General features: G+C 70.0%; 15 protein-coding genes. 5 read left to right on the top strand and 10 right to left on the bottom strand.

The window, feature by feature from the left end; all coding sequences use genetic code 11:
• The first annotated feature begins 3 nt into the window (after positions 1 to 3).
• Positions 4 to 1,029 (top strand): ketol-acid reductoisomerase, encoded by a 1,026-nt coding sequence (ilvC, locus tag HRC28_RS20430; protein WP_182377223.1) that lies wholly within the window; start codon positions 4 to 6, stop codon positions 1,027 to 1,029.
• A gap of 63 nt (positions 1,030 to 1,092) precedes the next feature.
• Here the strand turns inward: ilvC and HRC28_RS20425 are convergent, their stop codons facing one another.
• Positions 1,093 to 1,422, bottom strand: coding sequence for a hypothetical protein (locus HRC28_RS20425; protein WP_182377222.1), 330 nt, complete (start codon positions 1,420 to 1,422; stop codon positions 1,093 to 1,095).
• Between the two features lie 155 nt (positions 1,423 to 1,577).
• Between HRC28_RS20425 and HRC28_RS20420 the strand changes: the two genes are divergently transcribed.
• Genes HRC28_RS20420 through HRC28_RS20410 form a run of 3 tightly spaced genes read left to right on the top strand, consistent with a single transcriptional unit; the run spans position 1,578 to position 5,112 of the window.
• Positions 1,578 to 1,862 carry a helix-turn-helix transcriptional regulator gene (locus tag HRC28_RS20420; protein WP_237111585.1) on the top strand — a complete coding sequence of 95 codons (285 nt, stop codon included), beginning with the start codon at positions 1,578 to 1,580 and terminating at the stop codon, positions 1,860 to 1,862.
• A complete protein-coding gene (gene pta, locus HRC28_RS20415) occupies positions 1,862 to 3,922 on the top strand; it encodes a phosphate acetyltransferase (protein WP_182377220.1) in 2,061 nt (686 codons plus the stop codon). The genes HRC28_RS20420 and pta overlap by 1 nt, the downstream gene beginning before the upstream one ends.
• Positions 3,919 to 5,112, top strand: coding sequence for an acetate kinase (locus HRC28_RS20410; RefSeq protein WP_182377219.1), 1,194 nt, complete (start codon positions 3,919 to 3,921; stop codon positions 5,110 to 5,112). The genes pta and HRC28_RS20410 overlap by 4 nt, the downstream gene beginning before the upstream one ends.
• A gap of 15 nt (positions 5,113 to 5,127) precedes the next feature.
• Here the strand turns inward: HRC28_RS20410 and HRC28_RS20405 are convergent, their stop codons facing one another.
• The 3 genes from HRC28_RS20405 to HRC28_RS20395 are packed head-to-tail and all read right to left on the bottom strand — an operon-like array spanning position 5,128 to position 7,699.
• Positions 5,128 to 5,958 carry an ABC transporter permease subunit gene (locus HRC28_RS20405; protein WP_237111584.1) on the bottom strand — a complete coding sequence of 277 codons (831 nt, stop codon included), beginning with the start codon at positions 5,956 to 5,958 and terminating at the stop codon, positions 5,128 to 5,130.
• A gap of 2 nt (positions 5,959 to 5,960) precedes the next feature.
• Positions 5,961 to 6,779 carry an ABC transporter permease subunit gene (locus HRC28_RS20400; RefSeq protein ID WP_182377218.1) on the bottom strand — a complete coding sequence of 273 codons (819 nt, stop codon included), beginning with the start codon at positions 6,777 to 6,779 and terminating at the stop codon, positions 5,961 to 5,963.
• A complete protein-coding gene (locus tag HRC28_RS20395; RefSeq protein WP_182377217.1) occupies positions 6,776 to 7,699 on the bottom strand; it encodes an ATP-binding cassette domain-containing protein in 924 nt (307 codons plus the stop codon). Before HRC28_RS20395 ends, HRC28_RS20400 begins: the two co-directional genes overlap by 4 nt.
• 124 nt (positions 7,700 to 7,823) lie before the next feature.
• Here HRC28_RS20395 and HRC28_RS20390 point away from each other — a divergent pair, with 124 nt between their 5' ends.
• The gene (locus HRC28_RS20390) at positions 7,824 to 8,486 is read left to right on the top strand and encodes a DsbA family oxidoreductase (RefSeq protein WP_182377216.1); all 663 of its coding nucleotides are present in this window, start codon (positions 7,824 to 7,826) and stop codon (positions 8,484 to 8,486) included.
• A 27-nt stretch (positions 8,487 to 8,513) separates the two neighbouring features.
• On the opposite strand, the gene HRC28_RS20385 is transcribed toward HRC28_RS20390, so the two are convergent.
• The 6 genes from HRC28_RS20385 to HRC28_RS20360 are packed head-to-tail and all read right to left on the bottom strand — an operon-like array spanning position 8,514 to position 12,952.
• Positions 8,514 to 8,966 carry a MaoC family dehydratase gene (locus tag HRC28_RS20385; RefSeq protein ID WP_182377215.1) on the bottom strand — a complete coding sequence of 151 codons (453 nt, stop codon included), beginning with the start codon at positions 8,964 to 8,966 and terminating at the stop codon, positions 8,514 to 8,516.
• A gap of 42 nt (positions 8,967 to 9,008) precedes the next feature.
• Positions 9,009 to 9,569, bottom strand: coding sequence for a hypothetical protein (locus tag HRC28_RS20380; RefSeq protein ID WP_182377214.1), 561 nt, complete (start codon positions 9,567 to 9,569; stop codon positions 9,009 to 9,011).
• A complete protein-coding gene (locus HRC28_RS20375; RefSeq protein ID WP_182377213.1) occupies positions 9,566 to 10,858 on the bottom strand; it encodes a DUF58 domain-containing protein in 1,293 nt (430 codons plus the stop codon). Before HRC28_RS20375 ends, HRC28_RS20380 begins: the two co-directional genes overlap by 4 nt.
• On the bottom strand, positions 10,855 to 11,829 hold the full coding sequence (locus tag HRC28_RS20370) for a MoxR family ATPase (protein WP_182377212.1): 975 nt from the start codon (positions 11,827 to 11,829) through the stop codon (positions 10,855 to 10,857). Before HRC28_RS20370 ends, HRC28_RS20375 begins: the two co-directional genes overlap by 4 nt.
• Positions 11,826 to 12,209, bottom strand: coding sequence for a hypothetical protein (locus HRC28_RS20365; protein ID WP_182377211.1), 384 nt, complete (start codon positions 12,207 to 12,209; stop codon positions 11,826 to 11,828). Before HRC28_RS20365 ends, HRC28_RS20370 begins: the two co-directional genes overlap by 4 nt.
• The gene (locus HRC28_RS20360) at positions 12,206 to 12,952 is read right to left on the bottom strand and encodes a DUF4129 domain-containing protein (protein ID WP_182377210.1); all 747 of its coding nucleotides are present in this window, start codon (positions 12,950 to 12,952) and stop codon (positions 12,206 to 12,208) included. The genes HRC28_RS20365 and HRC28_RS20360 overlap by 4 nt, the downstream gene beginning before the upstream one ends.
• Positions 12,953 to 13,001: the final 49 nt, after the last annotated feature.

Genomic DNA, 13,001 nt, shown 5'->3' with positions numbered 1-13,001 from the left:
CCAGTGGCTGAGATTTTCTACGACGACGACGCCGACCTGTCCCTGATCCAGGGCAAGAACGTCGCCGTCATCGGTTACGGCAGCCAGGGCCACGCCCACGCGCTGAACCTCCGCGACTCGGGCGTCGACGTCCGCGTCGGCCTGAAGGAGGGCTCCAAGAGCCGTGCCAAGGCCGAGGAGCAGGGCCTGCGTGTCCTCTCGGTCGCCGACGCCGTCGAGGAAGCCGACGTCATCGTCATCCTCGCGCCGGACCAGTTCCAGCGCCACATCTACGCCGAGTCGATCGAGCCGCACATTGCTGAGGGCGACACCCTCGTCTTCGGCCACGGCTTCAACATCCGCTTCGGCTACATCAAGCCCCCGGCCGGCGTCGACGTCATCCTCGTCGCCCCGAAGGCCCCGGGCCACACCGTGCGTCGCGAGTACGTCGCCGGCCGCGGCATCCCGGACATCATCGCCGTCGAGCAGGACGCGTCGGGCACCGCGTGGGAGCTCGCCAAGTCCTACGCCAAGGGCATCGGTGGCACCCGCGCGGGCGTCATCAAGACGACCTTCACCGAGGAGACCGAGACCGACCTGTTCGGTGAGCAGGCCGTCCTCTGCGGTGGCGTCTCGCAGCTCGTCCAGTACGGCTACGAGACCCTGACCGAAGCCGGCTACCAGGGCGAGATCGCCTACTTCGAGGTCCTCCACGAGCTCAAGCTCATCGTCGACCTCATGTGGGAGGGCGGCATCGCCAAGCAGCGCTGGTCGGTCTCCGACACCGCTGAGTACGGCGACTACGTCTCCGGCCCGCGGGTCATCGACCCGTCGGTGAAGGAGAACATGAAGGCTGTCCTCGGTGACATCCAGAGCGGCGCGTTCGCCGAGCGGTTCATCGGCGACCAGGACGCCGGCGCGCCGGAGTTCCTCGCGCTGCGGGCCAAGGGCGCTGCCCACCCGATCGAAGAGGTCGGCAAGACGCTGCGCGGTCACTTCTCCTGGAAGCAGACCGACGACGACTACACCGAGGGTTCGGCCGCGCGCTGACCTGACGTCGTACGTTGCGGGGCCCCTGGACCGACTGGTCCGGGGGCCTCGTGCGTTCGCCGGTCAGAGTCGCGCCAACTGGTGGTCGAGTCGCTGCCACAGGTCGAAGGCGGCCTTCTCGGCGAGGACCAGGCGCGGGTGACGAGCCTCCAGTGACTCGATCACCACCCAGGGTGTTGCTTCGCCCACGTGGCGGCCAATGCGAATGGTCAGCGTCAGGGGCGTCAGTGAGGCAGTCAGCGGAACCTGGTCGCCGGCGCCGGCGACGCCGGCGAAGAACGACGGTTCGCTCTGGTGGTAGCGGTCCTCGGGGTGGTCGTCCTCCAGGTGAGCGCGCACGCACCAGGGCGGGCAGGGCTCGTCGAGCCAGGTCGGAGTACTACTGCCCGTCACCTGTCACCCCCAAGTCGTCGTCGAGATCTGGAACCTACGGGGGACCGGCGACATCGGTGCCGTCGGAGTGCCCGTTGTCCACAGGCTTGTCCGCCTCAAGGTAAAACCATACGCGTATGGTCGCAAACAGGTGGGATGGTGCGAATGATGATGCCGTGGCGGCGAAGCGTTCTGACCTCAGCTGGGAGACCTATGCCCGTGAACTCGGGCACAACCTGCACCGGGCCCGGATGGCGCGGGATCTCAGTCAGGAGCGTGTCGCGCACCTGGCCGGGTTGGCGGGCTACACGTACCAGAAGTTCGAGAAGGGCGAGTCCCGCCCGGGCACACCGATGAACCCGCGACTGAACACGTTGATCGCGCTCAGCCAGGTCCTCGAGGTCCCGCTGGTCGAGCTCCTGCCGGACTTTGATCCAGAGGTCCTCGAAGGCCAGCGTTGATGGCGCGCAGCGTCTACGTCACCTCCCCGGAGGGCCACACCGGCAAGTCGTCGGTCGCCCTCGGACTCGTCGAACTCTTCGCGCCCCAGGTGCGGGTCGGGGTCTTCCGGCCGATCGCCCGCGCCGATGAGCACAGCGACTCGGTGCTCGCGCTGCTCCTCGGGCACGACGGCGTCGACCTCGAATACGACCAGTGCATCGGCGTCACGTACGACGACGTCCATGCCGACCCGGAAGCGGCGCTGGCCCGGATCATCGAGCGCTATCGCCGCATCGAGGACCTCTGCGACGTGGTGGTGATCGTCGGATCCGACTACACCGACGTCGCCGGTCCCGCCGAACTCGCCTACAACGCGCGGATCGCGGCCAACCTGGGCTCGGCCGTCGTGCTTGTCGTCTCGGCCGTGGATCGCCACGCCGGCGACGTACGCCAGATGGTCGACATCGCGACGGCCGAACTCCGCGCCGGACATGCCGAGGTGGTGGCCGTGGTGGCCAACCGGGCTGACCCGGCCGAACTGGAGGCGGTGCAGGCGGCCCTCGAGGGCGTCACCGTCCCGACCTGGGTGATGCCGAATGTCCCGCTGCTGTCGGCGCCCACCCTCGGCGACCTGGTCGAAGCGGTGGACGGCGCGTTGCTCGCCGGGGACCCCGAACTGCTCGAGCGCGAGGCCGAGCACATCATCGTCGGCGGCATGACCATGGAACACGTCCTCGACCGGATCGTCGACGGCGCCGTCGTGGTGGTGCCGGGCGACCGCTCGGACGTCGTCCTGGCGATGGTTGCGGCCCACGCAGCCGAGGGCTTCGCGTCGTTGGCTGGCCTGATCCTCAACGGTGGCTACCTCCCCTCCGATTCGGTACGACGCCTGATCGGCGGGCGGGGCCAGCGACTGCCGATCGTCACCACCTCGCTCGGCACCTTTGACGCGACCCGTCGCGTGGCGGAGACGAAAGGACTGCTGTCGACCGGCTCGCAGCGCAAGCTCGACACGGCCCGCTCCACGTTCACCCAGCACGTCGATGGTGCGGCCCTGCTCGCGGCCGTGAACGTGCCGCGCGCGGAGGTCGTCACGCCGCTGATGTTCGAGTACGACCTCATCGAACGCGCCCGCGCCGACCGGCGCCACGTCGTACTCCCGGAGGGTGACGACGACCGGATCCTGCGCGCCGCGAGCACGCTGCTCGCTCGCGAGGTCGCGGACCTGACGATCCTCGGCGACGAGGCCGCGATCCGCGCTCGCGGCAGTGAGTTGGGCCTCGACCTGGCCGCCGCGAAGGTGCTGTCGCCGCTCGACCCCGAACTGCGTGACCGGTTCGCCGACGTCTACGCCGAACTGCGGGCGGCCAAGGGAATGACGGTCGACCGGGCCCGGGAGATCGTCTCCGACGTCTCCTACTTCGGCACCCTGATGGTGCAGCTCGGCCTCGCCGACGGGATGGTCTCCGGTGCCCGGCACACGACGGCGCACACCATCAAGCCGTCCTTCGAGATCGTGAAGACGATCGAGGGCGTCTCGATCGTGTCGTCGGTGTTCTTCATGTGCCTCGAGGACCGGGTGCTGGTCTACGGCGACTGCGCCGTCAATCCCGACCCGACCGCCGAACAACTCGCCGACATCGCGATCTCGTCGGCAGCGACAGCCGCCCAGTTCGGCGTGACGCCGCGGATCGCGATGTTGTCCTACTCGACGGGCGAGTCCGGCTCGGGCGCCGACGTCGACAAGGTGCGCAAGGCCACCGAACTCGTGCATGCGCGGGCGCCGCACCTGGTGGTCGACGGCCCGATCCAGTACGACGCCGCGGTCGACGTGTCGGTGGCGAAGTCGAAGTTGCCGGACTCCGAAGTGGCGGGCAAGGCAACGGTCTTCATCTTCCCGGACCTCAACACGGGCAACAACACCTACAAGGCCGTGCAGCGCTCGGCGGGCGCGGTGGCTGTCGGCCCGGTGCTGCAGGGCCTGCGCAAGCCGGTCAACGACCTGTCGCGCGGCGCTCTGGTCCAGGACATCGTCAACACGGTCGCGATCACCGCGATCCAGGCACAGGGCACCTCGTGACGACCCGGGTGCTGGTGATCAACTCCGGTTCCTCGTCGCTGAAGTACCAGGTGGTCGACGCCGCCGACGGGGACGTCCTGGCGACGGGTCTGGTCGAGCGGATCGGCGCCGCGGGTGGGGTGATCACGCACGAGGTCCAGGGGGAGAAGCACGTCCTCGACCGCGTCGTACCTGACCACGATGCGGCGATGGCTGCGATGACCGAGGCGTTCGCCGACCACGGACCGCAGTTGCACGAGGTGGGGTTGATCGCCATCGGACATCGCGTGGTGCAGGGCGGTGAGGAGTACGGCCGCCCTGTCGTGATCGACGACGACGTCGTGCGGGTCGTCACCGAACTGGTCGACCTCGCTCCGCTGCACAACCCGGCCAACCTGGCGGGGATCCGGGTGGCCCGGGCGGAGTTCCCGGACCTGCCGCACGTCGCGGTCTTCGACACGTCCTTCCACAGCACGATGCCGGCCCGTGCCTACACGTACGCGATCGACGCCGAGGTGGCGCGCGAGCACCGGGTCCGCCGCTACGGCTTCCACGGGACCTCGCACGCCTACGTCTCCCGCGAGGCCGCCCGTCTGTTGGGTCGCACGCCAGAACAGACCAACGTGATCGTGCTGCACCTCGGCAACGGTGCGTCCGCGACCGCAGTCCGCGGCGGCGCGTCCATCGACACGTCGATGGGCCTGACGCCCCTGGAGGGGCTCGTGATGGGCACCCGCAGCGGCGACGTCGACCCGGCGATCGTCTTCCACCTCGCCCGCACCGCCGGCATGGACATCGACGACATCGACGACCTGCTCAACAAGCGCTCGGGCGTCCTCGGCCTCTCGGGTCGCCAGGACATGCGCGACCTGGTCGCGGCCGCCGAGAGCGGTGACGCCGCAGCCGAGCAGGCGCTCGACGTCTACTGCTACCGCCTGCGAAAGTACGTCGGCGCCTACACCGCCGCGCTCGGCCGGGTCGACGCGGTCGTCTTCACCGCCGGGGTGGGGGAGAACTCCGCGCCGGTGCGGGCACGGGCGCTCGAGGGGCTGTCGGTCCTCGGGATCGAGTTGGACGCCGGGGCGAATGCGGCGCCCGACCGGTCCGCGCGCGACATCGCGACCCCCGGCTCGCGGGTGCGGGTGCTCGTCGTACCGACGAACGAAGAGCTGGAGATCGCCCGGCAGGCGGCCGAGGTCGTCAGTCGCTGACCCACCAAGGTGGAGCTACTTCACCTCGGACCGCCGCAGGAAGAAGACCCCGATGATCAGGGGAACCACGATCCAGATGGCGGTCGTGGAGCCGAGCATCGCCCATTCCTTGGCGGTGTCCGTGGCGCCTTCGAAGAGGTTCACCTGGCTGGTGTTCCAGTCGACCCACGGCTGCAGGTCGGAGAACCAGTCGCGCACCTCGGCGAGCAGCACCAGGATGCCCGGCATCACCAGCGACACCACGAAGTAGCCGACGATCGCTGCCGGGGAGCTGCGCAGCACGACGCCGAGGGTGAACCCGATCGCCATCCCGACCAGGTTGCCGAGGACGATCTGCGGCACCGTCGAGAAGGGGATGTTCCAGACCGTGTCGACGCCGACGATGGCGGATCCGACGAGGTTGCCGAGGGCACCGACCGCGAAGGCGACGGCCATCGACACGACGCCGACCAGGAAGGTCGCCGTTGCCTTGGCTCCGATGACCCGGCCACGACCGGGCACCAACGTGAACGTCGTGAGCCCGCTGCGCTGGCTCCATTCGCTGGTGACCGCGAGGATCGCGATCATCGGCAGGATGATCGACATGGGGAGGCCGATCGAGGTCGCGAAGTTCTCGTAGGTGATGTCGCTGTCCGACGCGAAGATGATGACCGCGGCGGTCGCGATGACCGAGAGTGCCCCGATGCTCACCATCAGCCAGAAGCCCGAGCGGGTGTCGAACATCTTGCGCAGTTCCACGTTCAGCACGCGGCGGAACGGGGTCGCTGCCGGGACGGCACGGGCGGGGACGGCGGCGGTGGGCGCGGCGCCCACACCCGTGCGGACCTCGACTTCCGAGGTGGTCATGGCTACTTCACCTCGGAGCGGAGTACCAGGCGCAGGCCGATGGCGAGCGGCAGGGCGATCCAGAGCAGCGAGGTGAGGCCGAGCTGTGCCCACTCCTGGCCGGTGAGGGTGGTGTCGAACAACAGGAAGCGGGTCTGGTTCAGGTCGAACCAGCCGGCGTTGTCCGCCCACCACTCCTGCGCCGCGCCGAGTGCACCGGACAAGCCGGGCAGCACCAGGTTGACGACGAAGTAGCCGACGATCGCGGCCGGCGAGTTGCGGAACAGCAGGCCGAGCGCGAAGCCGAGCAGCATGCCGAGCTCGTTGGCGAGCACGATCTGGGCGAACGTCGAGAACGCGATGTCCCAGACCGGGTCGGTGCCGTTGATCGCGGACGTGACCAGGTTGCCGAGGGCGCCCACGCCCAGGGCGACGAGCATGGAGATCGCGCCGATCACCAGGGTGTTGAGCAGCTTCGCGCCGAGGACGGTACGACGGTGCGGCACCAGCGTGAAGGTGGTCAGTGCCGTGCGCTGGCTCCATTCGCTGGTCACCGCGAGCACGCCGATGATCGGCAGCAGGATCGACATGGGGCTGCCCACCGCTGCGGCGAACGAGTCGAAAGTGAGGTCCTCCCGGTCGCCCAGGATGATCGTGAGCGCGGTGGCGATCACGGACGCGATGACGATGCTCGCCATCAGCCAGAAGCCCGAGCGGGTGTCGAACATCTTGCGAAGTTCGACGTTCAGCACGCGGCGGAAGGGGATCCGCGATGGCGCGGGACGGACGTCGGTGCGGCTGGGCGCCACGACGTCCCGGGGGGCGAGGGTCGTGGCGGTCATGCCGCTGCTCCTTCAGGATCGGTGTGGCTGGCGACGTCGCGCTGGCTCTCGGCCGTGAGCGACAGGAACATCTCCTCGAGGCCCGCACCTTCGGCGGCACGGAGCTCGGTGACGGCGATGCCGGCGGCGAAGGCGGCCTGTCCGACGCGGGCCAGTTCGCCTTCGGCGAGCACGGCACCGCCGGAGGTCGGGCGGGCGGTGATGCCGGCACTGGTCAGGGCGGTGGCGAGGGCGACGCCGTCGGTCGCCCGGACCAGGGTGCCGGCGCCGGCGAGCAACTCGTCCTTGGTGCCCTGGGCGACGATCCGGCCGTTGCCGATCACGACGATGTCGTCGGCGATGACCTCGATCTCGTGCAGCAGGTGCGAGGACAGCAGCACGGTGCCGCCGTCGTCGGCGAAGCCGCGGAGCAGGTCACGCATCCAGCGGATACCGGCCGGGTCGAGGCCGTTGGCCGGCTCGTCGAGGATCAGCACCTGCGGGTTGCCCAGCAGGGCGGTGCCGATGCCGAGGCGCTGGCGCATGCCGAGGGAGTAGTTGCGGACCCGGCGGCTGGCCTCGTCCGGCGTGAGGCTGACCCGCTCCAGCATCTCGTCGACGCGGGTGCGGGGCAGGCCCATGGTCAGGGCGGCGATGGTGAGGATCTCGCGGCCGGTGCGACCGGCGTGCTGGGCGGAAGCGTCCAGGAGGACGCCGACCTCGCGGCCCGGGTCGGGCAGGTCGCGGAACCGGCGACCGAGCACGTGGACGTCGCCGCTGCCCGGGGCGGTCAGGCCGACCATGACGCGCATGGTGGTCGACTTGCCGGCACCGTTGGGGCCGAGGAACCCGGTGACCCGGCCCGGCAGCGCGGTGAACGACACGTTGTCGACGGCCTTGAAGCCGCCGTAGGACTTGGAGAGTGACTCGACAGTGATCATGTCGAGAAGACTCGCGGAGCACGGCGGTCCGCCGCGTCGGGCAGATCCCCTGATCCACCCCTGACCGGACCCTGAGGTCTCTCGGGGTCGGAACAACCCGGACCCTCATGTTGTTCGACCCCACGTGCGTATCGAGATCTGGGCTGACGTCGTGTGTCCGTGGTGCTACATCGGCAAGCGCCGACTGGAGAAGGCGCTGAAGAATCTGGCAGAGACGGGCTTCGAGCACGGCGAGGAGATCGAGCTGGTCTACCGCTCGTTCGAGCTCGACCCGTTCGCACCCGAGGTCGGGACCGAGAGCATCGCGCAGGCGCTGGGCCGCAAGTACGGCAAGGACGAGGCCGGCACCCGGGCGATGATGGCGAACGTCGAGGAACTCGCCGCCGCCGAGGGGCTGGAGTTCGACTACGCCGACGCCACGCACACCCGCACCCTCAACGCCCACCGGCTGCTCCACCTCGCGAAGGAGCACGGACTCCAGCACGCGCTGCTCGAGGAGCTCCTGGCGTCGTACTTCTCCCGTGGGGAGTCGCTCGGTGACTTCGACGTGCTGCGGGCCGCGGCCGCGAAGGCCGGGCTCGACACAGCTCGCGTGGATGAGGTGCTCGCGAGCAAGGAGTACCGCGACGACGTGATGGCCGACATCGCGCAGGCGCGGGCCTACGGCGCCAGTGGCGTCCCGTTCTTCGTCATCGACGAGCGGTTCGGGATCTCCGGGGCGCAGCCGACCGAAGTCTTCGAGCAGGCCATCGACCAGGCCTGGTCGACTCGCTCCACCGCTGGTTGAGGTGCGAGCGCCAGCGAGCCTCGAAACCTAGGGCAGCAGCAGGACGACGGTCTCGGCGACGCAGGCCGGCTTGGCCTCGCCCTCGATCTCGATCGTGTGCTGCACGGTGAGCTGCTTGCCGCTGGGGATGTCGACGACGTCGCCCATCTTCACGGTCAGCCGGACGCGCTTGCCGACGAGGAGCGGAGTGGGGAAGCGGACCTTGTTGACGCCGTAGTTCAGCTTCGCGCCCGGGGTGCGCAGCGTGAAGACCTGGCTGCCGAGCCACGGGACGAGCGACAGGGTCAGGTAGCCGTGGGCGATGGTGCCGCCGAACGGGCCGTTCTTGGCGCGCTCCATGTCGACGTGGATCCACTGGTGGTCGCCGGTCGCGTCAGCAAACTGGTTCACGCGGCGCTGGTCGATGGTGACCCACTCCGTGGTTCCGAGCTCGGTGCCTGCTGCTTCGGCAACCTCTTCGAACGTCGTGAACACCCGCATGGCTGACTCCTTGTCGACTGACGTACTCCTGCGTGGCCGACACTAGTGTCCCGCGCCGAATCGCTTCCAGCGACCCGCCAACCAGGGCAGTGCGCCTGTCGAGATCAGCGCCAGACCGAGCACCACCGGCGGTACGTCGACCCGCCCCGTCGTGACGCCGGCGACCGCCGCGAGGACGACGGTCAGTGCTCCCACCTGGGCGATGCGCGCCACCACACCTCGGAGTACTGCGGCGTCGTCGTCGCGTCCCGGAGGGCCGAGCGCGGCATGGCCGGCGGCGACGTGGAAGACGAGCAGGGACAACGCAACCACGACCGTCGGCCCGAGCCGCACGTCCTCGACCGTCGCGATCCACCAGCCCGCCGTCGCCAGCACGGTCGAGAGCGGGAACATGCTGTCGGGGAGATCGGCCGTGGCCACGGCCAGCAGGACGAGCACCACGGCCGGCCACCACGGCGAGGCCGGAGCCGCCGTGCGGATGACCTGGGCGGCGATGACGATCGGCGCCACGATCGCCAGCCACGCCAGCACATTCGCCACACTCAGGGTGCCGATGCGATGGCCTTGCCGGTCCCGAAAGGTGAGTCCGCTGGTGGTGCTCATCGGCGCCCCAACCGGGGGACTGCCGAACGGCGGGTGAGGTCGCGGAGCACCTGGTCGAGGCTGTGCGGACCGGTCCACGTGACGACGGGGATGCCGAGGGACGCCATCTGGTCGCGTTCGAGTCGGCGCTGCAACATTCGCAGCCGCCAGGCGAGGGCTTCCTGTTCGGTCGTGCCCGGCCCGACGCCCTCGACGAGCTCCTTCGGCAGGGTGTCGATCACGACCACGTCGATCCCGGCGCTGGTCAGCATCGCGACCTGCCGCGTCGACGCTGGTTCGATCAGGGGCGACAGCATCAGGGCGAGCGTCCCGGCGCCCAGGGCCTGCCGGGCAGCGAGCGCATCCTCGCCGCGAGCCGTGCCCGGCTCGATCAGCGACAGCGTGTCCAGCAACCGGCGCAGTTGCATCCGGCCTGCCGCGGACGGCACGAAGCTCACGCCCCAGGCCCCGAACACCCGCATCCCGACCCGGTCGCCGCGCCGCAGGAAGTGATCGGCGAGCACGGCTGCTGCGCGCACCGTGAGGTCCATGCTGCTGTGGGCTCCGTAAATCCCCTCGCTGTCGCCGACGTCGTTGACCGCGTCGACGAGCACCACGACATGGGCGTCCTGGTCGGCGTAGGTGGCCGTGACGTGCAGTCGCCCTGTCCGGGCCGACGTCGGCCAGTGGATCCGGCGCAACCGGTCGCCCGGCTCGAAGGCCCGCACCTTCGCGAACTCCGTACCCTCGCCCGGTCGGCCGGCTCGCTCCATCCCGACCAGGCCGTGGGGGTGGGGTGCCGGCGCCGACGAGTCGAAGGGTTCCGTCGCGGGCAGCACCGTCACCTGGAGCCCGGGGAACGGATCCGGCGTCCAGCGCCAGGCGCCCCAGGCGTCGTACACCGTGATGACGGGGCCGCCGAGGCGACGCCGTCCCCAGCGGGTCGCCCGCAGCGCGACGTCGGCGGTCGCGGTGCCGTCGGGTGCAGCGGCCAGTCGACCGTCCTCCGGTTCGATGTCCAGCCAGCGCTGGCCTGGGTGAAAGGCAGCCAGGGTGCCGCCCGGAGGCATGCCCGTCACGACCGTGCGCCAGCCGAACTCCTCGCTCTCGTGGACGGTCAGCGCGCCCTCGGTGGCGCGCGCGGTCGGCGACTCGTCCGGCCGTGACGCCTGGCCGGCCATCGCGATCAACACCAGTGGCGAGGCCAGGAGTACGACGTCGACCCGGCCGAGCACGAGGCCGGCCACCAGCAGGCCGAAGCCCGCGACCGCGGCGCGCAGGTGGGCATGGGTTGCGCGCCAGTCGCTCACCGGATGCGTTCCCTTGACGTCGACGCAGCGGCGGGCGCGGCCACGTGGCCGAGGACTGAGGCGACCACGGATCGTCCGGACACGTCGCTCATCCAGAGTTCGGGGCGGATCGTGATCCGGTGGGCGAGCGCCGGGACGGCGACCGCCTTCACGTCCTCGGGCGTCACGTAGTCGCGCCCGGCGATCACCGCGAACGCACGTGCCACGAGCATCAGCGCGAGACCTCCACGCGGCGAGGAGCCGACGAGCGTGTGGTGGTGGCTCCGGGTCGCGCCGGCCAGCGCCACGCAGTAGCGGCCGACGTCCGGGTCGACGGTGACGGTCTCGACCGCACCCTGGATGGCCATCAGGCCGGCGGCGTCGATCACGGTCCGGACCGTCTGTTCCTCCTGTCCGCGCGCGAGGCGACGGCGCAGCACCTCCCACTCCTCGGCGGCCTCGGGGTAGCCGAAGTCGACCCGCAACAGGAACCTGTCGAGCTGGGCCTCGGGCAGGGGATAGGTGCCTTCGTACTCGATCGGGTTCGCCGTCGCCAGCACGTGAAAGGGCGCAGCCAGCTGGAAGGTCTCGCCCTCCACCGTCACCTGCCGCTCCTGCATCGCTTCGAGCAACGCGGCCTGCGTCTTCGGTGGCGTGCGGTTGATCTCGTCGGCCAGCAGCAGGCCGGTGAACAACGGCCCGGCCCGGAACTCGAACTCCGAGGTGCGCTGGTTGTAGATGAACGACCCCGTGAGGTCGGCCGGCAACAGGTCGGGCGTGAACTGGGCGCGCTTGAAGTCCAGCCCGAGTGCCTGCGCGAACGATCGCGCTGCGAGCGTCTTGCCGAGGCCGGGGAAGTCCTCGAGCAACACGTGTCCGCCGGCCACGACAGCCGCCAGCACCAAGGTGAGCGCATCGCGCTTGCCCACCACTGCGGTCTCCACCTCGTCGAGGACCTGCTGTGCCAGGCGTGACGCCTCGGCCGGACTCACAGCGCCTCGAGTGCGTCGAGGGCGGTCGCCAGGTCGCGCCGGTAGCGGTCGGGCGAGTCGAGGGGTGGTGCCTCCAGGAACCGTCGTACGGCGGCGGGCAGGGCCGCCCGCGGGTCGACATCTGCAGGTCCGGCGAGCACGGACGTCGTACTCAACAAACGGTCGACGATGCCGAACAGTTGGGCGTGCACGGTGGCCGGGTCACGGGCGCCCAGCAGTCGCGCGAGGTGCGTGAGTTCGAGGTCGTGGGCCCGGTTGTCGCGGACGTGGAGGGGCTCGTCCTCCGGCCAGGCGGGCGACACGACATCGTTCGCGACGGCGATGGCGTAGACGAGCAACCCGCCCACCGCCACGGCGGCGCAGACCCAGGCAACGATCATCGGTGGCCTCCCGGCGCTCGGGTGCGAAGTCCGTCGAGCAACGTGGCCAGGCAGGCCGCTGCCTCGTCGCGTTGCCGATCGGTGATCGGGTGGGAGGAGAAGCGCGCCTCGCGATAGAGGCCGGCCAGTCGACCGATCACCTCTCCATCAAGCGTGTACGACGACAGGACCCGCTCCACGAATTCGCTCGGGGTGTCGGCGGGATTGCGTTCGAACCAGTCCGATTCGGAGGCCTGCTCGAGTCGCAGCCACGCGGCCACGATGCTGTTGCGCGCCGAACCGTGGGTGAGGTCGTCGAGGGCTCCGCCGAGTGCCTCGGCCAGGACCTCGTCGGTGTCCTCGTCGGGATCGGGCTGCGGCGAGGGGAGCAGTGTGGGGCGCAGATGGTCGCCGGACAGGCGGCGGCGCCGTAGCGACACCCGCAGGCGGGCGATCAGGCCGATGACCAGGGCGATGAGGGCGGCCAGCAGGACGAGCGCGGCGAGCCGGCCCGACAGCAACGAGGTCGGTGTGGCGTCGTCCTGGTCGTTCTCCTCGAACTGGTCCCGCTCGACGGCTTCCTCGTTGTCGCCCTCGGGGGCGGAGGGCGCGTCCTCGTCACGTGGCTCAGCGGGGGCGCGGTCGTCGCGCGCGATCGACTGCAGGCCTTCGCCGGACGCGGTCACCAGCACGCAGAGAGCGAGGACCAGCGCGCCGAACGCCAGCAACGCGCGCGACCCGTACCCCATGACGGGAGTCCCCATGAACGGAGGTTACGCCGGTCCCGTGATCCCGGAAAGCGGCCCGGTTAGG

Source organism: Nocardioides sp. WS12, assembly GCF_014108865.1.
Taxonomy (GTDB): Bacteria; Actinomycetota; Actinomycetes; order Propionibacteriales; family Nocardioidaceae; genus Nocardioides.
Note: the sequence above shows the minus strand (reverse complement) of the source record. Positions and strands in the feature narration are given on the sequence as shown.

What these genes read in the sequence shown, in the direction of transcription:
- HRC28_RS20360 (WP_182377210.1), bottom strand. Translation starts at nt 12,952, where the DNA reads ATGGGGACTCCCGTCATGGGGTACGGGTCGCGCGCGTTGCTGGCGTTC.
- HRC28_RS20380 (WP_182377214.1), bottom strand. Translation starts at nt 9,569, where the DNA reads ATGAGCACCACCAGCGGACTCACCTTTCGGGACCGGCAAGGCCATCGC.
- HRC28_RS20405 (WP_237111584.1), bottom strand. Translation starts at nt 5,958, where the DNA reads ATGACCACCTCGGAAGTCGAGGTCCGCACGGGTGTGGGCGCCGCGCCC.
- HRC28_RS20385 (WP_182377215.1), bottom strand. Translation starts at nt 8,966, where the DNA reads ATGCGGGTGTTCACGACGTTCGAAGAGGTTGCCGAAGCAGCAGGCACC.
- HRC28_RS20365 (WP_182377211.1), bottom strand. Translation starts at nt 12,209, where the DNA reads ATGATCGTTGCCTGGGTCTGCGCCGCCGTGGCGGTGGGCGGGTTGCTC.
- HRC28_RS20400 (WP_182377218.1), bottom strand. Translation starts at nt 6,779, where the DNA reads ATGACCGCCACGACCCTCGCCCCCCGGGACGTCGTGGCGCCCAGCCGC.
- pta (WP_182377220.1), top strand. Translation starts at nt 1,862, where the DNA reads ATGGCGCGCAGCGTCTACGTCACCTCCCCGGAGGGCCACACCGGCAAG.
- HRC28_RS20395 (WP_182377217.1), bottom strand. Translation starts at nt 7,699, where the DNA reads ATGATCACTGTCGAGTCACTCTCCAAGTCCTACGGCGGCTTCAAGGCC.